This window comes from Bradyrhizobium sp. USDA 327 (assembly GCF_041262065.1).
In the GTDB taxonomy this organism is placed as follows: Bacteria; Pseudomonadota; Alphaproteobacteria; order Rhizobiales; family Xanthobacteraceae; genus Bradyrhizobium; species Bradyrhizobium liaoningense.
On sequence record NZ_JBGCCW010000001.1, the window covers coordinates 3,105,227 to 3,125,722 of the forward strand.

At 65.0% G+C, this 20,496-nt stretch carries 16 protein-coding genes, 1 tRNA gene and 1 pseudogene; 3 read left to right on the forward strand and 15 right to left on the reverse strand.

Going from position 1 to position 20,496, the window contains the following annotated elements:
• Positions 1–3: 3 nt before the first annotated feature.
• Positions 4–612, forward strand: coding sequence for a CinA family protein (locus ABIA42_RS14220; RefSeq protein ID WP_028179542.1), 609 nt, complete (start codon positions 4–6; stop codon positions 610–612).
• Between the two features lie 21 nt (positions 613–633).
• Here the strand turns inward: ABIA42_RS14220 and ABIA42_RS14225 are convergent, their stop codons facing one another.
• Both ABIA42_RS14225 and ABIA42_RS14230 read right to left on the reverse strand, forming a co-directional pair.
• Entirely contained in the window at positions 634–1,413 is a 780-nt protein-coding gene (locus ABIA42_RS14225) for a mechanosensitive ion channel family protein (RefSeq protein ID WP_370112887.1), read from the reverse strand.
• A 165-nt stretch (positions 1,414–1,578) separates the two neighbouring features.
• Entirely contained in the window at positions 1,579–1,758 is a 180-nt protein-coding gene (locus ABIA42_RS14230; RefSeq protein WP_370112885.1) for a hypothetical protein, read from the reverse strand.
• 678 nt (positions 1,759–2,436) lie between these two features.
• Between ABIA42_RS14230 and ABIA42_RS14235 the strand changes: the two are divergent.
• A pseudogene (locus ABIA42_RS14235) lies at positions 2,437–2,623 on the forward strand (cytochrome c); the annotation flags it as partial.
• A gap of 125 nt (positions 2,624–2,748) precedes the next feature.
• Here the strand turns inward: ABIA42_RS14235 and ABIA42_RS14240 are convergent.
• Together ABIA42_RS14240 and lipA are read right to left on the reverse strand one after the other, a co-directional pair.
• Positions 2,749–3,231: a type II toxin-antitoxin system RatA family toxin gene (locus ABIA42_RS14240; protein ID WP_370112883.1), complete on the reverse strand. Its 483-nt coding sequence runs from the start codon at positions 3,229–3,231 to the stop codon at positions 2,749–2,751.
• 6 nt (positions 3,232–3,237) lie between these two features.
• On the reverse strand, positions 3,238–4,194 hold the full coding sequence (lipA, locus tag ABIA42_RS14245; RefSeq protein ID WP_370112881.1) for a lipoyl synthase: 957 nt from the start codon (positions 4,192–4,194) through the stop codon (positions 3,238–3,240).
• A gap of 130 nt (positions 4,195–4,324) precedes the next feature.
• Between lipA and ABIA42_RS14250 the strand changes: the two genes are divergently transcribed.
• Entirely contained in the window at positions 4,325–4,927 is a 603-nt protein-coding gene (locus ABIA42_RS14250; protein WP_370112879.1) for a DNA-3-methyladenine glycosylase, read from the forward strand.
• 89 nt (positions 4,928–5,016) lie between these two features.
• Here ABIA42_RS14250 and ABIA42_RS14255 read toward each other — a convergent pair whose 3' ends face one another.
• The 11 genes from ABIA42_RS14255 to ABIA42_RS14305 all read right to left on the reverse strand — a co-directional run bounded on the left by ABIA42_RS14255 (position 5,017) and on the right by ABIA42_RS14305 (position 19,595).
• Positions 5,017–7,893 carry a valine--tRNA ligase gene (locus ABIA42_RS14255; protein WP_370112877.1) on the reverse strand — a complete coding sequence of 959 codons (2,877 nt, stop codon included), beginning with the start codon at positions 7,891–7,893 and terminating at the stop codon, positions 5,017–5,019.
• A 128-nt stretch (positions 7,894–8,021) separates the two neighbouring features.
• The gene (locus ABIA42_RS14260; protein WP_370112875.1) at positions 8,022–8,780 is read right to left on the reverse strand and encodes a PopZ family protein; all 759 of its coding nucleotides are present in this window, start codon (positions 8,778–8,780) and stop codon (positions 8,022–8,024) included.
• 395 nt (positions 8,781–9,175) lie between these two features.
• The gene (locus ABIA42_RS14265; RefSeq protein ID WP_271528476.1) at positions 9,176–10,561 is read right to left on the reverse strand and encodes a TolC family outer membrane protein; all 1,386 of its coding nucleotides are present in this window, start codon (positions 10,559–10,561) and stop codon (positions 9,176–9,178) included.
• 204 nt (positions 10,562–10,765) lie between these two features.
• Complete coding sequence (locus ABIA42_RS14270; RefSeq protein WP_271528412.1) at positions 10,766–11,428, reverse strand: protein-L-isoaspartate O-methyltransferase; 663 nt, start codon at positions 11,426–11,428, stop codon at positions 10,766–10,768.
• 134 nt (positions 11,429–11,562) lie between these two features.
• Positions 11,563–11,742, reverse strand: a complete 180-nt coding sequence (locus ABIA42_RS14275; RefSeq protein ID WP_271528413.1) for a hypothetical protein — start codon at positions 11,740–11,742, stop codon at positions 11,563–11,565.
• Positions 11,743–11,952: 210 nt separating this feature from the next.
• Positions 11,953–12,027: transfer RNA gene (locus ABIA42_RS14280), tRNA-Asn, on the reverse strand.
• A gap of 852 nt (positions 12,028–12,879) precedes the next feature.
• A complete protein-coding gene (locus tag ABIA42_RS14285; RefSeq protein WP_370112872.1) occupies positions 12,880–13,263 on the reverse strand; it encodes a RidA family protein in 384 nt (127 codons plus the stop codon).
• A gap of 13 nt (positions 13,264–13,276) precedes the next feature.
• Positions 13,277–15,607, reverse strand: coding sequence for an acetamidase/formamidase family protein (locus tag ABIA42_RS14290; RefSeq protein WP_370123470.1), 2,331 nt, complete (start codon positions 15,605–15,607; stop codon positions 13,277–13,279).
• Positions 15,608–15,767: 160 nt separating this feature from the next.
• On the reverse strand, positions 15,768–17,009 hold the full coding sequence (locus ABIA42_RS14295; protein ID WP_370112870.1) for an acetamidase/formamidase family protein: 1,242 nt from the start codon (positions 17,007–17,009) through the stop codon (positions 15,768–15,770).
• A 43-nt stretch (positions 17,010–17,052) separates the two neighbouring features.
• On the reverse strand, positions 17,053–18,675 hold the full coding sequence (locus tag ABIA42_RS14300; RefSeq protein WP_271528415.1) for an amino acid ABC transporter permease/ATP-binding protein: 1,623 nt from the start codon (positions 18,673–18,675) through the stop codon (positions 17,053–17,055).
• Complete coding sequence (locus ABIA42_RS14305) at positions 18,675–19,595, reverse strand: ABC transporter substrate-binding protein (RefSeq protein ID WP_271528416.1); 921 nt, start codon at positions 19,593–19,595, stop codon at positions 18,675–18,677. The genes ABIA42_RS14300 and ABIA42_RS14305 overlap by 1 nt, the downstream gene beginning before the upstream one ends.
• Positions 19,596–20,496 lie beyond the last annotated feature (901 nt).

Genomic DNA, 20,496 nt, shown 5'->3' on the forward strand with positions numbered 1-20,496 from the left:
GTCATGGGCGGCAGCGACGCACGCGCCCTCTCCCGCTCGCTGCTCGATCTGTGCCGGATGCGCAAGCTGACGATCGCGACTGCGGAATCCTGCACCGGCGGCCTGGTTGCCGGCGCACTGACCGACATCCCCGGCTCGTCTGACGTCATTGACCGCGGCTTCGTCACCTATTCCAACGACGCCAAGCGCGCGATGCTTGGCGTCGAAGCGAGCACGTTGACGAATTTCGGCGCGGTCAGCAAGGAGACCGCAACCGCGATGGCGATCGGCGCGCTGGAGCGCGCCGATGTCGATCTCGCCGTCGCCATCACCGGCATTGCCGGCCCTGGCGGCGCCACGCCCGGCAAGCCGGTCGGTCTCGTGCACTTCGCCGCCGCCGCGCGCGACGGCCGCATCATCCATCGCGAGCAGCGTTTTGGCGCGATCGGCCGCAGCGCCGTGCGCGCCCGCTCGGTGGTCGAGGCGCTGCGCATGCTGATGGACCTCGCCCGCGGTCCGCAAGTCGCGGCCAAGCCGCAGCGCACCGCCGCCAGCCGCCTGCGCCCGCGGGTGACCCGCTCGCCGCGCCGGCATGCGGTGAAGCGCAGGCCTCCGCGTTCGCCGCGAGGCTGAACGACCGCACCGCCGAAACGCCTACGCCGCCGCGAGCAGCGCGCTGGCGTGGTCGAGCACGCACTGCCTGACCGCATCCGCCTGTGACGGCTTGGCCTTCGCACTGACGGTCAATTCCAGGATCGGCGACGCCGGATTGGCGACATCGACCACTCTGGAGATGTTGACGGCAGGCGCAGCCTGATCGTCCATGCGGGAATCGTTGCGCAGCTCCTTCAGGATCCGATCGGCCAGCGCCGAAGCGGCGCCGGCCGGAACCGGAAACGCCACCTTGACCTCGCCCGTGCCGGGATAGGCGCTGTGGTTGACGATCGCTGCACCCCACACCTGTCCGTTCGGCAGCAGGATCTGCGTGTTGTCGGCCGCGACGAGCTCGGTCATGAACAGCGCCAGCGACCTCACCTTCCCCGCCTTGCCGGCGACCTCGACCTCGTCGCCGATGCGAAATGGCCGGAACAACAGCAGCATCACGCCGGCAGCGAGATTGGAAAGCGTACCCTGCAACGCCAGACCAATGGCGAGAGATGTGGCGCCCAGCACGGCGACGAGGCTCGCGGTCTGGATGCCGAAGAGCTGCAGCACGGCGATGCCGACCACCGCGAGCACGCCATAGCGCGCAAGGCTACCCACGAACAACGTCACCAGCGGATCGACGCGATGCGTGCCGCTCAGGACGCGCGTGACGAAACGCTGCATCGCGCCGGACAGATACCAGCCGACCGCGAGCAGCAGGATCGCGTAGATCGCATTCAGCCCATAGAGAACGAGCGAGGCTCTCAGCGTGTCGAAATTGACGGTCATGGCGGCTCCAACCAAGGCAATCGGTTGAGAACTCGCTGTCGCGGAAAATGATCCCCTTCGGGGCTTGCCAATCGTCAAGCGCCGGCCGCGGGATCGCATGGGTGGAAGTGACGTGAACCTCGGGCACTGACCGGCTGGAATATTCCAGGTTCACCGCGAGTCCCGTTATGGCGCCGCTCGCTGGATACGATAGATGACGGGGAGCTTCTGCTCGATCGCCTTCGCGAGCACCGTGCCCGTGGTCCGTCCGAGCTCTTTCGCGATCGCCGCAATCGGCTTGGTGCCTGCGAGCTCCCTGAGCCGGTTGAGATCCTCCTCGCTCCACGATTGCTTCCAGCGCGCCATCTGTCCAGTCCGACTCCACCAGCCCCGCCCCCGACTCGGATTGTAGTTGAACATTTCATGAAATACATCCCGTACATGTGTACCGCTCGCGGCAAGGGGGGCCGTCGCTGCTCCACGTTTGACGCGCAGACGACAGGTGGTCACCTTCGCCACAGGAAGTATAACTCCTTGATTGTGCGCCGCGGCTTGCGCGTGACAGCCCATCCCTACCAGTCCTTGTGCTGCCTGTCGGCCGAAACACCCAATCACCGGGTCAATCGGCGCGCGCGAAAATATTCCACTTTACCGAAATTCGGCTTTGACGTATTCCTCCGCCACCTCACCCCGGTCAGAGGGGCGTATCGCGATCGTCACGACACGCGGGGTGAGCTGCGGTGGACGCAGGCAGCATCGGCGCGAGAGACATCGCAGGGCGGGCGACCGTGAGCGACAGGTCTTCGCGCACACGACCGGTGTGATCTGCGTACGGCAAAACCGTGTCGTCCTGGCGCCCGGGGTCTGTGCGCCAAGTCTTGCGGTGATGTGGCGGCCCGACCGGGTGCGCGCATCAGCCATCCGCAAGGCGACGGGGGCAATAGTGCATCGCTCCCCGGGGAGAGCTCGGCATAAGCCGTCAAACCACTGCGCAGGGAAGGCCGGATGTTTGGCTCCGCCTGTATGCCGCTGTGCAGCTTCTCGTGGCTGGAGGGGCAGTCCGAGGCCTACATGAAGGCCCCAGCTCCAGGCCTTCGCCTCCGGTGAACGGCGCAACGACATCAGCCAGCAGATGCGCAACATCGCGCGCGCGATGACACCACAGGAGATCGAGCAGGCCGCCGCGTACTATGCCTCGCAGCCGCCGGACGTGGTGAAGGCGGTGGATTGAGGATGGCTCACCTGTCTCACCATCGTCATTGCGAGCGAAGCGAAGCAATCCAGAATCCCTCCGCGGAAAGACTCTGGATTGCTTCGTCGCTTCGCTCCTCGCAATGACGGCGGAGAGAATGCGCCTTACGACGACGCCAGCTTCGGCCGGCCGTAGATGGCGTCCGCCCGCTTCTCGAAAGCGGTGGAAAACCGCGCGAACGCGGCGTCGAACATCGAGCCCATCAGCATCGCCAGCATGCGGCTCCTGAACTCGTAGGAGAGGAAGAACCCGACGTCGCAGACGCCCTCACCCCCCTCTTGGCCCTTGGGCTCGAACGTCCAGCGATTTTCGAGGTTGCTGAAAGGACCTTGCAGATACTCGACCAGGATCTTCAGATTGGCGCGGTCGAGCGTCACCCGGCTGGTGAAGGACTCCTTGATCAGCTTGAACGATACCGTCATGTCGGCAATCAGCACCTCGGTGCCGTCCGGCTTTGCCATGCGCTGACGAACCTTCAGGGCGCTGCACAGCGGCACGAATTCCGGATAGCGCTCGACGTCGGCGACCAGATCGAACATCTCGGATGCGCTGTGATTGACACGGCGCTTGCTGGAAAAACGGGGCATATCGGTTCAGTGGCCGCTAGCTGCCCGCGCGGCCTTCAGTCTCGCAAAGTCCTCGCCGGCATGATGCGACGAGCGGGTCAGCGGGCTCGCCGACACCATCAGGAAGCCCTTGGTGTAGGCGACCTTCTCGTAAGACGAAAATTCGTCCGGCGGTACGTACCGCATCACGGCGTGGTGCTTGCGGGTCGGCTGGAGATATTGCCCGATGGTCAGGAAATCGACGTCGGCCGAACGCAGATCGTCCATCACCTGGAGCACCTCGTGGCGCTCCTCGCCAAGGCCCGCCATGATGCCGGACTTGGTGAAGATGGCGGGATCGAGCTCCTTGACCCGCTGCAACAGCCGGATCGAGTGGAAGTAGCGCGCGCCGGGCCGCACCGTGAGATAGCGCGACGGCACCGTCTCGAGATTGTGGTTGAACACGTCGGGCTTCGCCGCAACGACGACCTCGAGTGCCCCCTCCTTGCGCAGGAAGTCCGGCGTCAGGATCTCGATCGTGGTCGAGGGGCACGCGGCCCGGATCGCGCCGATCGTCTCTGCGAAATGTTGCGCGCCGCCGTCGGCGAGGTCGTCGCGGTCGACGGAGGTGATGACGACATGGGCGAGGCCGAGCTTGGCGACCGCCTCGGCGACGTTCTGCGGCTCGGCCGCATCCAGCGCATTCGGCAGGCCGGTCTTGACGTTGCAGAAGGCGCAGGCGCGGGTGCAGGTGTCACCCATGATCATGAAGGTCGCGTGCTTCTTGTCCCAGCACTCCCCGATGTTCGGGCAGCCCGCTTCCTCGCATACCGTGTGCAGGCCGTTCGCCCGCACGATGTTGCGGGTGTCGGCATAGCCGCGGGTATTCGGCGCGCGCACGCGGATCCAGTCCGGCTTGGGCGGCGAAGCGGAATCAGGCCGGTTCACCTTTTCGGGGTGGCGCGGGCGCAGCGGGTTCGAGATGGTATCGACAATAACGACCATGGGGTGTCCGGTCTGTTCAGGTCCTACCTAATCGGTCTGGCTGCCTGCCGCAACCCGGCTCGCGCCGCTTCAGGGAACATGGCAGATATGGGCAATATCCTGCTCTGTTCTCAGGCGATTCTCACCTCGAATGGCTCCAATCTCGAAGGCATCCCCACCGCGGCTCGGCAAGCAGCTGAAGCGGACCTTTTTCCGCCGCAGCGTCCACGAGGTCGCACCCGACCTGATCGGCGCGACCATGCTGGTCAACGGTGTTGGCGGGATCATTGTCGAGGTCGAGGCCTATCATCATACCGACCCGGCGGCGCACTCCTATCGCGGGCCGACGCCACGGAACCAGGTGATGTTCGGCCCGCCCGGCTTCGCCTATGTCTACCGTTCCTACGGCATCCACTGGTGCGTCAACTTCGTCTGCGAGGAGGAAGGCTCGGCAAGCGCCGTGCTGATCCGCGCGCTCGAGCCGACGCATGGCTTAGCTGCGATGCGCCGACGTCGGCATCTGCAGGACGTGCATGCGCTGTGCTCGGGCCCCGGCAAGCTGACCGAAGCGCTCGGCATCACCATTGCACACAACGCGCTGCCGCTGGACCACCCGCCAATCGCGCTGCATGCGCGGACAGAGGATGTGGAGGTCGCAACGGGCATCCGGATCGGCATCACCAAGGCGGTCGAGTTGCCCTGGCGCTATGGTATCAAGGGCTCGAAGTTTTTGAGCAAGCCGTTTCCGAAGTGATTGTCATTCCGGGGCGATGCGCAGCATCGAACCCGGAAGTTCGAGATTCCGGGTCTGGTCCTTCGGACCATCCCGGAATGACGGGAGTCTCACGACGCCTGCTTCAGCCGCTCCAGCGCCTCGAGCAGCTTGGCCTTGCGGGCCAGCGCGGCCTCGCGCTTTTCGCGCTCCTCCTCGACAACCTCTTCGGCCGCGTTGGCGACGAATTTCTCGTTCGCCAGCTTGGACTCGGCACGCTTGATGTCGGCGTCGGCCTTGCCGATTTCCTTGTCGAGGCGCGTGCGCTCGGCGGCGACGTCGATCACGCCCTTGAGCGGCAGCGCTGCGACCTCGCCACGCACGAGCAGCTGTACGGCCCCATCAGGCGCGCGGTCGGCGAAGGAGATGTCGGACAGCCGCGCCATGCGCTTGATGACGTCGGTCCAGCGCGGCGCGCGCTCCCTGGTCTCGGCCGAGGCGCCCGCAAGCACCAGCGCCGTCAGTGTCGCCGGTGGGATGTTCATCTCTGCGCGCACCGAGCGAATCTGCGTGACGAGATCGATCACCCAACCAATCTCGGCCTCGGCCGCGGGATCGGTGAAGTCGGCATGATCGAAGATCGGCAGCACCCAGGCCGGCGAGACGAGCGGATCGGTCGGCCCCGTCGTCGCCGCGAGCATCGCGAGTTGCTCCGGCGTCGGCTCGACCGGCTTGAGCGGCCACGGCGCCAGCGCGAGCAGGCCGTCGCGCCTGGCGGTCACCTCCCACAGCTCTTCGGTGATGAAGGGCATGAAGGGATGCAGCAGCTTGAGGATCTCGTCGCGCGCCCAGGCAACCATGGCGCGGGTTTCGTCCTTGGCTGGACTGTCCGGGCCGAGCAGCACGGGCTTTGCGAGCTCGACATACCAGTCGCAATAGACGTTCCAGACGAAGCGATAGATGCTGCCCGCGGCATCGTTGAAGCGATAGGCCTCGATCGCCTCGGTCACCTCACGCGTGGTGTGCGCGGTCTCATGCGCGATCCAGCGGTTCAGTGTCTCCTTCGCGTTCGCCGGCTCGAAGCCTTCACGAACAACGCAGTGGTTCATCTCGGCGAAGCGACACGCGTTCCAGAGCTTCGTCGCGAAATTGCGATAGCCTTCGACGCGGCTGGTGGCGAGCTTGATGTCGCGCCCCTGCGCCGCCATCGCCGCCAGCGTGAAACGCAGCGCGTCGGCGCCGTATTCGTCGATCAGGTTCAGGGGATCGATGACGTTGCCCTTCGACTTCGACATCTTGGCGCCCTTCTCGTCGCGGACGAGGGCGTGGATGTAGACCGTCGAGAACGGCACCTCCTTCATGAAGTGGAGGCCCATCATCATCATGCGGGCGACCCAGAAGAAGATGATGTCGAAGCCGGTCACCAGCGCGTTGGTCGGGTAGTAGCGCTGCACCTCGGGCGTATCGTCGGGCCAGCCGAGCGTCGAGAACGGCCACAGCGCCGAGGAGAACCAGGTGTCGAGCACGTCCTCGTCGCGGGTGATGAAGCCTTCGCGCTTGTTGCGGTCGAGCGCCATCTCGCGCCCCTGCTCCGGCGTGATCACTTCCTGCTCGACGTAATAGCCGAGCGCGTGGCTGACGGCCTCCTCCTCGGTCTCGGCCACGAACACCTTGCCGTCAGGTCCGTACCAGGCCGGGATCTGGTGGCCCCACCAGAGCTGCCGCGAAATACACCAGGGCTGGATGTTCTCCATCCAGTCGAAATAGGTCTTCTCCCAGTTCTTCGGCACGAACGTCGTTTCGCCCGAGCGCACCGCCGCGATCGCGGGCTTGGCCAGCGTCTTGGCGTCGACATACCACTGGTCGGTCAGATACGGCTCGATCACGCTGTTCGAGCGGTCACCATGCGGGACCATGTGGGTGTGCGGCTCGATCCGCTCGACGAAACCGAACGATTCCAGCCGCTCGACGATGCGCTTGCGCGCCACGAAGCGGTCGACCTTGTGGAACTCCTCGGCGAACTGCCCAGCGCCTTCGGGCAGGTCGCGCAGATAATCCTCGTTGTCGAGGAGATCGAGGCAACCTTCTCTGTCGAGCACGCTGATTCGGCGCAGGCCGTGGCGATTGCCGACTTCGAAATCGTTGAAGTCGTGCGCCGGCGTCACCTTCACCGCGCCCGAGCCTTTCTCCGGATCGGAGTACTCGTCGGCGACGATCGCAATCTTGCGGCCGACCAGCGGCAGGATGACGTTCTTGCCGATCAGCTTCTGATAGCGCTCGTCCTCGGGATGCACGGCAACGCCGGTATCGCCGAGCATGGTCTCGGGACGCGTGGTGGCGACGACGATGAAGCTCGAGGGATCCTCGGGGTTGAACGATTTACCCTCGATCGGATAGCGCAGGTACCAGAGGTGGCCCTTGACCTCCGTCTGCTGCACCTCGAGATCCGAGATCGCGGTCAAGAGCTTGGTGTCCCAGTTCACCAACCGCTTGTCCTTGTAGATCAGTCCCTCGCGGTGCAGCTCGACGAACACCTTGACGACGGCTTTCGAAAGGCCCTCGTCCATGGTGAAACGCTCGCGCGACCAGTCGCAGGAGGCGCCGAGCCGCTTGAGCTGGTTGATGATGGTGTCGCCGCTCTCGGCCTTCCATTGCCAGACCCGCTCGAGAAACTTCGCGCGGCCCATCTCGCGGCGGCCGGGCTGCTGACGCTCCATCAGCTGCCGCTCGACCACCATCTGGGTGGCGATACCGGCATGGTCGGTGCCGGGCTGCCACAGCACGTCGCGGCCGCGCATGCGCTCGAACCGGCACAGGATGTCCTGCAGCGTGTTGTTGAGGGCGTGGCCCATGTGCAGCGAGCCCGTCACGTTCGGCGGCGGGATCACGATGGTGAAGGGCACGGCATCACGCCGGTCGGGGCGACCAGCCTTGAAGGCAAGGCTGTCCTCCCACACGACGGACATGCGGGCTTCGATATCGGCGGGCTGGTAATTTTTCTCGATCATGGGGCTGCTAGAAAGCCGCGCGAGGGGGCCAAGTCAACGAAAAGGTCAGCGCAAACGGGCTTTCCGGCCCGGTCGACGAGCCCAATATGGCGTAGGAGCGGGGCTATATCGGGGCCGTACGGCCCTTCTCAGCGGCCGCCGCGCGAGACTCGCTCGATTTCGGCCTTCACGATGCGTTCAACGAGGCCCGGCAGGTTGTCGTCGAGCCAGGACTTCAGCATCGGCCGCAGCATCTCCTTGACCAAATCCTCCAGCGTCCGTGCATTGCTGCTGAGCACCGTATGGGCCAGGGAATTGAAGGCGGATTCGACCGCGGAGACCGTCGATTGCGCGAGGATCGGCTGCTGCGGCGGCAGCGGCGGGGCGTCAAAGTCCACCGGTGCGTAGGACGGCGGCGGCGCAGGCCGCGGCGGCGATTCGGCGAATTCGAGATCGTCGCGCGGCTCGACCTTGCGGAAGCTGGGCGGCGGCGGAGGCGGTGTCGGATCCACCGCCATCTCGTCCGTCAATTCGAGCACGTCGGGCTCGGGTTCTGGCTCTGGCTCGGGAGCGCGGACCTCGGGCGCAGGCGTGGCCGCGTCGAGCCCCGCCAGCAGCGCGTCGATATCATCCTGGCTGTTGGCTGCGTCCGCGGTGGGCGGCGGCGCCGGAGCCGGCTTCGCAGCTGACGGCGCAGGCTTCTCGGCAGCAGGTTTTGCAGGCGCGACCTTGGATGGCGGAATGTCGTTCATTGCCTGCGGTATCGGCGGCGTCGCGGGTGCCGCGGCCTTCTCGGGCTTGGCGGCTTCAGCCGGTGGGGGCTTAGCCTCGTCGTCGGCAATGATGCGCCGGATCGAGGCCAGAATCTCCTCCATCGAGGGTTCTGTGACCTTTGCAGGCTGCGTCATCTCCGACTCCACATCATCAACGCCCTCGCATGCGTCGTTTTACCACCAAGCACGACAGGATTGGCCGGTTCCGGACGGGAGGCCCCTCATTTTCGTTGCGGCAGCCCGACTTGTCCCCAGATCACGGCTCAACGTGCAGCGGTGCGCCTCTGCCCCCGGCACTCAAGCGTTACGCACACGACATCAATGCGGGGCGAATCGACCCGCATCATTCCGGCAAGGCTATGTCAGGGATTTTGATGATTGCAAGCAAAGCACCGGTCGACCTCGGCTGTCGGCGAGATCGACCGAATCACTATGGCATGATCCGGAGAGGTATTCCGAAAAGATCATGCTTGAACAAAAACCTAAAGCGCGATGGCGATTCAGCCTGATCGCATCGCGCTTTAGGAGGATCAGCGCCCGTCGGGCGTACGCACGCCGGCCCAGCTGTCGCGTACCTGATGATAGTGAACGCTGGGGTCGTAGGTTGTGGTCCGCAGACCAAGCACCTGCGGCGACAGACGGCCGATGGTACTGAGGACCCTGTAGGAATTCACAACGCGATCATGCTGCGCGTTCACGAGATTGATGCGGGCGTTGACCAGCGCCTGCTGCGCATTGAGAACGTCGAGCGTGGTGCGCTGCCCGGCCTTTGCCTCCTCGCGCACACCGTTCAGCGCGATCTCGGATGCTGTCACCTGGGCTTGTGCGGACGTCACCTGCGCTTTGGATGCCTGGAGCAGGCCCCAGGCAGATGCGGTGTCAGCGCGAGCCTGGTCACGAGTCTGATCAAGCGTGAGACGCTGCTGAGCCAGCGATTCCTTGGACTGCCGGATCAGGGAATATTCGGAGCCGCCCGCATAGAGCTGCCACGAAGCTTGCGCGACAGCGGAGGCGGTGAACGACCTGTATTGAATCAGGGACTGCTCGTTGAGCTGCTGGGCGGTCGCCTGCAAGGTGACCGTCGGCAGCAGCGCGCCTTCATTGATCTTCACGCTCATATAGGCGACATCGATGCCGAACATCGCTGCCGTGACTGTCGGGTTCTCAGTAAGCGCGAGCTCGACCGCTTTTGCCAGCGACGGCGGCAGCAAACGATCCACCGGCGAGCCGGGCGCAAGGTTGACAGGGTCGTTGCCGATCACGCGGCGATAGGTCGCGCGCGTCGCCGTCAGCGTGGCCTCGGACTGCTGCTCCAGCGTTCGCCCTGCAGCCAATTGCGCCTCCGATTGCGCCACGTCAGTGCGAGTGACTTCGCCGACGTTAAAGCGGTCGCGGGTCTGTTTCAGCGTCTGCTCGAGGACGCGGACGTTGCTCTTGTTGACCTCGACGGTCGCCGAGTCGCGCAGATAGTCCATGTAGGTCTGCGCCGCCAAGAACAGAACACTTTGCTCGAGATTGCGCAGCCCCTCGCGCGCGCCGGAGACCTGATGCTCTGCGCCCCGAACCCGGTTGGCCGTTTGGTTGCCGTTGTACAGAGACTGCTGAATGGTCAGGGCGGAGCTGCGGGGGACAGTAGTCCCGTGGAACGGTGCCGTGGTCGAGGAGCTCTGCGCATCCTGATATTGATAGCCGGCGCTCGCAGTCAGCGAAACTCTCGGGCGATATCCGGACAATGCCTGAGGCACGTTTTCGTCGGTCACACGCACCTGGGCGCGCTGCGCGTTGAGTTGCGGATTGTCCTGATAGGCACGCACCAGCGCGCCTTCCATCGTCTCCGCCAAGGCAGGCGTCGGCCCGGCAAGCGCCAGCAGCAGGACCGAAACCGCAGCTCCGGTGAAGAGCTTCACCCCATGCATCCCTGAAATTCCGTTCATCTTAACGCCCACCCCGTGCCCGCGAGCTGGGTTTACCGTCTACGAGGAGTCATTGCCCCGCCGCAACATAGGACGGGGGCAAGCGCGACGGAACTACCTGAGGGTGGTTCTCAGCGGAAACTCTTCACGTGCAGCATCCCTGCCACACTTCTGATTCAGAACGGGATTTTGGCGGGCTTTGGCCCGTCAGAAGACGAAGGCGGCGGCCCGTTCAAGCCCGGGAAGAACCGGGGCTGCGGCATCGAACAGTGCCCGATGGCCGAATTCACCGTGGGTACGGGTCACGATCATGGCGCGCGGCGGCCTGGATTCGGCCGACACCCCCACCAGGCGCCCCCCCTCCTTCAGCTGCCCGAGCAGGGCCTCCGGCAGCACCTCGGCGGCTCCGTTGAGGACGATGACGTCATAGGGAGCGGCAGAAGGTTCCCCTTCGGGGCACGCCGCCACCCGGCAGGTGACATTGGCAAGCCCAAGGGCGGTGAAGGCGTCCTTGGCCTTCGTGGCCAAGGCCGAATCGCACTCGGTCGCGGCGACCTGCCGCGCGAGCTTGGCGGTCAGCGCGGCGAGGTAGCCCGTGGCGCAGCCGACGACCAGCACGCTGTCGCCCTCGCCGATTTCGGCGGCCTGAAGCAGCTTGCCGGTGAGCGCCGGCTTGATCAGGAACCGCTTGGCGGCACCTTCGCTCACGTCGAGGTCGAGATCGAGATAAGCCAGCGCCTGCCGGGCGGCAGGCACGAAGGCCTCGCGCGGAACCGTGAGCATGGCATCGAGAACACGACGGTCGGTGACGTCATTGGTGCGCACCTGGCCATCGACCATTTTCTGGCGCGCGGTCGAGAAACCGGACATTTGCAGACCCTGCAATGCGGACGATGCCGCGGAAGAAATTCGCGGCATCTTTGGAGCATGCACGGTCAAAACGCAACATGGCCGTTGGCCCCGAGAGGCCAAGGCTTCCGCAACTCCCCGATCGAGGGGCAGCCTTACTCGATCGCCACCGCGAGGCGGCCGATCAGAGCGGCGACCTCGTCCAGCCGTGCCGAATCCGGCGTCTCGACTGCGCGCGCCAGACGGGCGATGCATTCGTCGTCGCTGAGTTCGGGAACGTCGGCCGGCAGAATCGAGGGGGCCATGAGAGAACGGTCGACCTGGATGTCTGGCATGGGATCAGCTCCGTAAATGTCCGGCGGGTGGATGCTCGATTTGAATTGAGTCGATTTGGCGCCGGCCGCATGGCGCGACCACGCCTGCACACACATCTGTTCAAGCGTGATTCCACGCTGGATTGCGGAGGCCGTGCTGCAAAGTCAGGCGAAGAAAATCACGCGCCGCATGAGGATGCGGGCATAAATCACTGAATTGTCAGCAAAATTTGGCTCCCCGGGCTGGATTCGAACCAGCGACCATCCGATTAACAGTCGGATGCTCTACCGCTGAGCTACCGAGGAAAAGGCGAACCGTTCGTTCGCGCGCGGCTGCGTATAACAAAGCCGCTTGCGCTTGCAAAGGACGAATTCGTCATCATCCGCAACGCGCCTGGAGGAAGGTCAGGAGCGGCCCCTCCTTCAGGGGCTTCCGAGGATGGGTTCTGGATTGCTTGCGCTACGTTCGCAACGACGAAGCTCGAAGCAACGCCTCTCTCCAGCGACGCAAATCTCTATTGCGGACACACCTGCGCTTCCTCGCGGCTTGTCTTGCCCGAGCTTTGCTCCATCGCGACACCCTCGTCAGTCAGAGGGCGCAGGGAAGACCGGGTGCCGGCCGGGCACCCACGGTCCACTGTGCGAAGGTTGCGCTACGAGAAGCTGCACAGCGGCATACAGGTGAAGCCAAACATCCGGCCTTCCCTGCGCAGTGGTTTGACGGCTTATGCCGAGTTCTCCCCGGGGAGCGATGCACTATTGCCCCCGTCGCCTCGCGGATGGCTGATGCACGCGCCCGGTCGGGCCGCCACATCACCGCAAGACTTGGCGCACAGACCCCGGGCGCCAGGACGACACGGTTTTACCGTACGCAGATCACATCGGTCGTGTGCGCGAAGACCTGTCGCTCACGGTCGCCCGCCCTGCGAAGGCCTCTCGCGCCGATGCTGCCTGCGTCCACCGCAGCTCACCCCGCGTGTCGTGACGATCGCGATACGCCCTCTGACCGGGATGAGGTGATGGATGGATACGCCAAAGCCGAATTTCGGTAAAGCGGAATATTTTCGCGGGCGCGGATTGACCTGCCGGCTGGATGTCTTGCCCGACAGGCAGCACAAGATCTTGTAGTCCCGTTGGCGCCATTCAGGCTGCGGACGATCACGGCCGCCGGCACACCAGATCGATCTCGATCAACGCGTCGTAGGCAAGCCCGGTGACGCCGACGCAGGTACGGGCCGGCAGGCGATCCGGCGCGAAGAACGTGCGGTAGGTCTCGTTCATCGCGGCATAGTCCTCCTTGAAGCGGGTCAGATACACGCGCGTCATCACGACATGCTCGAGGCCGAGATCGAGGCCGGCGAGCACCAAACTCAGGTTCTCCATCACGGCGCGGGTCTGCGCGACGATGCCCTCGGGCAGCACGCCCGGCGCCTGCGGCGTGTCCGGCATCTGGCCCGTGACGAAGACGAAGCCATCGGTTTCCACCGCATGGCTGAAAGGCGCGACCGGCTTCGGTCCGCCGCTGATCATGTGGAATTTCACCTGGGTGTCCTTGTTAAGATGCGTCCTGAAACAGGCGCTTGCTGAGGATGGCGTGCACGCCCCAATTGCCGTCGACCACCTGCGTCACGCCGAAATCGACGGCGGCGGACATCAGCGCGATCGCCTCGTCCTCGCTGAGGCCTTTGACGTTCATCAGGAACCGCCGCATCTTGCGGAACGCGTCCTTCATGGCGAGGTCGAGCGAGGACTTGGCGTAGACCTCGCTCTGCCCTTGGGCGCCGAACTCCGCGAGATAGTTCGGGTGGCTGAAGCCTGTCAGCACCCAATCGGTCTCGGTCTCGATCAGGGGGTAGGAGAGATCGGCGAAGGGCTGGCCGGCGAGATCGGCCTTCTTGTGCAGGATCACCTCGAAGGTACCGGTCATCGAGCACTCGATTGCGGTGCCGCTGAGCTCGCCGTCGCCCTGCGCGGCATGGGGATCGCCGACCGACAGCAGCGCACCGGGAACCGAGACCGGAAGATACACGGCTGCCCCCTTCCCCAACCGCCAATTGTCGAGATTGCCGCCAAAATAGGACGGCGGCACGGAATCGACGAAATCGACCTCGCGCGGCGCCACAGCGATCACGCCGAAATGCGGACGCAGGGGGATCTTGATGCCGTCGAGTACGGCATGGCGGCGCTTGTTCGTGGCGAGTGCGACGGGAACGCCGGGGTAATCGTAGGTGGTGTGCACGACGCCAAACGGATCGGTCTGCGGCTCCCAGCGGTAGGAATAGAGCGCACGGGCGTGCGGCACCTCGGCGTCGTCGAAGATCTCGTAGATGGTAACCGCTTCGCGCGGCTTCGGACCGCCGAGAAACTCGTTGTAGTGATAGCCCCACCACGCCGCGACCGAGGAGCCGAACACGCGGCCCGCATGGTTCGGATTGCGGCTCGTCCGCGGCACGATGTCGAGGATGCGCACCTCCAGCACATCACCTGGCTGGGCGTCCTTCACAGCGACGGGTCCGGTGCAGATGTGCACGCCAAACCCCTCACCGGCACCGCGGCCGAACACGCTGGCATCCATGGGCCCTGCGCCGCGGCGGTCGACGTTCTTCCTGTCCCGCGTCCAGCCGAACACGCTTTCGGCGGCGGCATCGCCGGCGATCATCAACTCGGGATCGTCGGAGGCGTGCTGCGTCAGCGTCTCGATGGTGATGGTGTCGCCCGAGGCGATCTCGATCTGCGGCGGCAGCGAGCGGCTGAAGTAACCCCAATGGACGCGGCTGGCCTCGACCGGCAGATGGTGATGACGGCGTTCGGCGGTCGTGCGCGCCTCGGCGCCTGCGCAGGCGACGCTGCTGCGCGTCTCCACGCTCTGATGGACACGAAGCTGCGCCAGTGCCTCCTGCGGCCAGCCGCGCTGGCCGGCGACGCCGTGCCGTGCCGTCGCGCGCTCCGCCTCCTGCTGGCGAAACTCGCGCGGCGGCAGGCCGAAGCGATGTCGGAACGCGCGGCTGAAATGCGCGGAGTCGCCAAAGCCGTAGGCGTAGGCGATCTCCGAGATCGAACGATGTGCCTCGGTTGGGTTGGATAGGTCGGCCCAGGCGCGCTGGAGGCGGCGTTCGCGAACGTAATGGGTGAAATTGTCCCCGACCGTCTCGAACAGCTTTTGCAGGTAGCGTTCGGAAATTCCCTCGGCCTGCGCGACGCGCGCTGGTACCAGATCGGGATCGTCGAGGCGACGCTCGATGGTCTGGCAGATCCGGTGCAGCAGCGCGGCCTGCGTCGCGCTCGATCCAGCATCGGAGGCCGAGGACGCCAGCTGATGCACGAGCGTCAGCAGCAGATCGACGAAAGAATGCGCGACCGAATTCCATTCGGGGTCGCTCAGGGTGTCGAGGGTCCGTGCAGTGGCATCGAGCAGACGGGAGAATACGTCGGCAAAGCCGCTGGGTGGAACGACGCGGGGCCCGCCGAGCCGTGGCTTGCCCGAGAGGCGCCCGTGCAGCGCCTCCGACGTCACCGACAGCACGATGGCGCGCATGTCGCGCTGGAACACGATGCTCCAATCGCCGCTGCGCGGCAGCAGCACGAGATGACCGACGGGAACGATACGATGACTGCCGGCGCTCTTCAGCACCATGCCGTCCTCGACCGGCATCAGCGCGATGGGAAGGTCTTCGCTTGCTCGTGAGAGCGGAACGACGCTCTGCGCGCCCGCAGCCATGCGCGTCAGCGCGACGCCTGCGGCGTGCCGGTGCGATGCGGTCGCGTGTCCGTCAAATATGCTGTGGCCACCCGCCGGTTGCAGGCCGACCGCAGCCAGCACGTCCCGCCAGGCTTCTGGGCGGTCGTCTTGCGCGTAGGATTCGCTCGTGAACGGGCGGAAACTCATCGGATCGACCCAGATTGCAGTCGATCGAAGCAACCTCCGTGCCAGACGCACGCGGTCATCCGTCGCCGCGACGGGCCGGAGACGAGGTTCGTCGGTCACCATCCTATCCTGAAAAATGGGCTGCTCTTCAAAGCGTTAGAGCATGACGACGTGGAGAGATTCAGTCGCACCGGAAGATGTTCTTGCGGATCGTGCCGTGGACGCCCCAATTGGCGTCGACGACCTGGGTGACGCCGAAATCGGCTCCGACCGACATCAGCGAGATCGCCTCGTCCTCGCTGAGACGATGCACGGTCATCAGGAAGCGGCGGAGCTTTCTGAACGCATCGCGCATCGCACGGTCGAGACTCGAGTGATTGGCAATCTCGGTTTGTGCATCGGCGCCGAGCGTGGCGAGATAGTTCGGATAGGTGAAACCGTAGAACGACCAGGCGTGGTCGGTCTCCAGCATCGGGTGGTCGAGGCCTTCGAGGCTGGTGCCGGCAAGATTGGCCTTCTTGTGCAGGATGAACTCGAAGTCGCCGGTCAGCGAGGTCTCGATCGCGGTGCCGCCGAGCTCGCTGTCGCCCTGTGCGGCATGGGGATCGCCGACCGAGAAAAAGGCGCCGGGGACGGCAACCGGATAGAACATCCGCGCGCCTTTGCCGATGCGCCAGTCGTCGATGTTGCCGCCGGTGTAGCTCGGCGGGATCGAGCTGACGAAATCGGCTTCCGACGGCGCGAGGCCCATCGTGCCGAAATGCAGTCGCGCCGGCACCTTCACGCTGGAGAGGATGTTCTCGCGCTTCCTGATGGTGGCGTGATCGACCCGGACGCCGGGATAGTCGATGGTCGGATGCACGATGCCGTCAGGGTCAGTCTGCGGCGTCCAGACATAGTTGTAGACCGCCTTCGCGTAGGGCTCGCCGGAGGTGTCCAGCTCGAAGATGGTGACGACCTCGCGCGGCTTCGGCTCCTCGATCAGGTCGTGATAGTGAAAGCCCCAATTGGCTGCGACGTTGGAGCCGAAGCAGCGGCCGGCATGGCAGGCGCTGCAGCTGGGCCGTGGCCGGACGTCGAGGATGCGCACCTCCAGAATGTCGCCGGGCTCGGCGCCTTCGATTGCGACCGGTCCGGTGAGCAAATGCACGCCGATCCCCTCGCCTGCGCCGCGGATGAACGGGCCTTCTGTCGGGCCGGAGCCGCGGCGCGCGACAGCCTTGTGCTCGCGTGTCCACTGGAACACGCTCTCGGCGCCGGGATCGCCCTGGATCATGCGCTCGTAATCGTCATTGGCATGATGGGTCAGTGTCTCGATGGTGGCGCGATCGCCTGAGCGCAGCGTCAGGGCCGGCGCGACTGACTTGGAGAAATAGCCCCAGTGGACGGTTTTCGGCGAAACCGGCAGCGTGACATGCTTCATGAGGTGGCCTCTTCGGGAGTCTTGAACCTTGCGGATGCGCCGCTCATCGCACCGCCTCCGGAGTCTTGTCGGCTTCCATCACGCTGAGGAACCGCGCCGTCAGCGGATTGCGGGGATTGGAGAGCACCTCGTGCGCCGGCCCCTCCTCGATGATCGTGCCGCCGCTCAGGAAGGCGACGCGGTCGGCGACCTCGTCGGCGAAGCGGATCTGGTGCGTCGAGATGATCATGGTGAGGCCGTCGTCGATGGCGAGGCGGCGGATCACCTCCAGCACCTCGTTGACCAGCTCCGGATCGAGCGCCGAGGTCGGCTCGTCCAGCAGCAGCACGCTCGGGTTCGGCGCCAGCGCGCGGGCGATGGCGACGCGCTGCTGCTGGCCGCCGGACAGATGCCGCGGCAGCGCGTGGGCGCGATGCGAGAGCCCGACGCGGTCGAGCAGCTCGGCGGCGCGGCGGTCGGCGTCGATGCGGGTCATGCCGTGAACCCAGCGCAGGGGACCGGCGATGTTCTCCTTCGCCGACAGATGCGCGAACAGATTGAACTGCTGGAACACCATGCCGACGCCGACGCTGGCGCGCTCATTGGCGATCGACCGCGGCGACAGTGGCTTGCCATTTTCGCTGAAGCCGAGGCGCCGGCCGCCGACGCGCACGGTGCCGGCGTCCCAGTTCTCGAGGTGGTTGATGCAGCGAAGCAGCGTGCTCTTGCCGGAGCCGCTGGGGCCGAGCAGCGCGACCACTTCGCCGACGCGCACCGTGAGGTCGAGGCCGGCGAGCACCTTCTGCGGGCCGTAGCTCTTGGTGAGGTCCTTCACTTCGACCGCGATATTGTTGCGCGCGATCGTCGCGGCGCGGCGGGCGCGCTCCTCGCGGGTCAGGGCCAGCGGAGGCGTGGCCGCAAGCTCTGCTGGTGCGGGCTCGGGATCGGCGACGGTCGCATCGGCGAGTTCGAGCTTGGTGACCAGATCGACGCGGCGCCAGGGCAGATAATCGGCGAGCTTGCGCTCGCGGCGCGTGGTGCGATCGAGATCGAGCCACCATTCGACGAAGAGCTGGATGACGCTGATGGTCGCGGTCAGCACGAGATAGAGCAGACCCGAGGCGAAGAAGATCGAGAAGAAGTCGAAGGTCGAGGACGCGAGTTGCGTCGACCGCAGGGTCAGCTCCTGCACCGCGACCACGGAGGCGAGCGAGGAATTCTTCAGCGCGCTCACCGCCTCGTTGCCGAAGGCCGGGATCATGGTGCGGATCGCCTGCGGCGCGATGATCCTGCGCATCAGCACCGATGGCGTCATGCCCAGCGCCTGGCCGGCCGTCAGCTGTCCGCGGTCGACGCCGAGCACGCCGGCACGCAGCATCTCCGCGATGAAAGGCGCCTCGTTGCAGGCGAGCGCGAGGCCGGCGGCCAGCACCGCCGGCAGCTTGATGCCGATATGCGGCAGCGCGTCGTAGGCGAACACCATCTGAAGGATCAGCGGCGTGCCGCGGAAGATCACGGTATAGGCCCTGGCGATCGCCGCCAGGGGCCAGAAGCGGGAGAGCTGCATGCCGGCGAGGATCAATCCGAGGATCAATCCGCCGCCGAGCCCGAGGGCGGTCACCTCGAGGGTGAGCTCGATGCCCGCGAGCAGATACGGCATGCTCAGGTAGTGGAGGAACAGCGACATCAGTCGGCCGTGAGAATTTCCGGCTCCATGAAGTTGTTCACATCGAGCCCATGCTTCTTCAGAAGCTCCATGTGCGTGCCGGCCTTCTGCACCTCGATCAGCGCGGCAAGCACGGCGTCGCGGAATTTCGGCTTGTTCTTGGGCACGGCGATGCCGACGGAATACGGGATCGTCACCGCGATCGCCTTCTCCAGCTTGTCCGGATAGGCTTTCACGGCGCTGTCGACGGTGTTGACGTCGTTGATGTAGGTGTCGGCACGGCCGGCGAGGATCGCCTGAATGCAGTTGGCGTTGTTGTCGTAGAGCTGGATGGTCGGTTCGGGCTTGCCGGCCTTCTTGCACTCCGGGATCAACGCCTGGATCAGGGGCACCTCGACATAGCCGGTGTTTTCGGCAGCAGCGGCGCCGCACAGCGACATGTTGATGCCGTTGATGCCCTTCGGATTGCCCTTGGCGACCAGGACACCATCGAACACCTTCGAGTAGGTGATGAAGTCGGCGGCCTTGGCGCGCTCCTTGGTGGCGTAGATATCGGAGATCACGATGTCGGCCTGTCCCGCGGCGAGCGTGGTCAGGAGCGCCGCGAACGTCACCGCCTTGTAGGTCAGCTTGAAGCCGAGACATTCGCCGATGGCTTCGCCGAGATCGATGTCGAAGCCGATATACTTGCTGGGATCCTTGGGATCGATCGTCTCATAGCCCGGCGTGTGCGGGTTGATGGCGTTGACGAGCGTCTTGCCCTTCCAGTCCGGATACTTTTCCTGAAGCGCGGCGCAGGCGGCGGGCGCTGCGGCCTGCGCGCTCAGCGGTGCGGCGACGACGAGTCCGAGAGCAATGGCGGCGCCGAGCATGAGCTTGCGCCGTGGCAATGATGCGCGCGCCACTCCCCGCCGCGCCTGGGGCCCAACCGATTTCTCCATCTCGCCAGTTCCTCCGAATGTCATGGCGTCTGCCATGGTCCAGTGATCGGGGCGGAAGCGTGCGGGAGTGCGCCGCGAAAAGCTTGTCCGCGGACGTACAAAAAATTGGATGGAGTGCGCCCGGCATTTGGGCAAACGGCTGCACAAAAACTGTTCGCAGGCCTCGAAGCGGTGCGGGGGCGGGATTTTCGAATTCGGGAGAACCAAATGATCCCGGCTGACGAAGCGATATGTCCGGTCAGAGAATCACTTGGTGCGATGATTTGACAGAGATATGACGTTTGCTGATGGAGATGAGACCCCGGACAGACGCATCTACGGTCGGGCCTCCGCAGCAAATCAACCGGCCCTCCACAGCCTGTCCGCAGCATATCCACAGGCTCACTACGCCGGATTCGTGAGCCCGTGCGAGGTACTTGCTGCGCACAAACCCACAGGCCGCACAACTCAGCCGCCAGGCTGGTCGAACACGCGCGACAGGCCTCGCTGAAGCTGGACCGGTTGCGGCGCAAGCAGGCCGTGATGGCGCGGACGTTGGGGATCTCGCCGGCGCAGAGGCGGTAAACGTCAGGGGTGCAGGCCCGCCGCTGCTCCGCTGTGCCCTATGCATGAGCGGCGGAGGGCAAACAGCGTCAGGAACAGCCCGACCGTCGAGGTGCCGCGCGCCCGGCTTTTCACGCCCGCAAACCGCAAGAACCTTGCCCTCATGACCAAGTCTCCCGTTCTGCCCTGCTCGCGCGGCCTGCGCGGGCCGACCTGGTGCGAAGAGCTAGGAGAAATAAGCCAGTGGGAATGTGATCTCTTTCACACCAACGAGGCCGTGGCGGCACGTAGGATTCGCCCGGGACTTTTTCAGGAATCGCTAACCAATCGGGTCCCGATCGCCGGATCGTTAAAATGC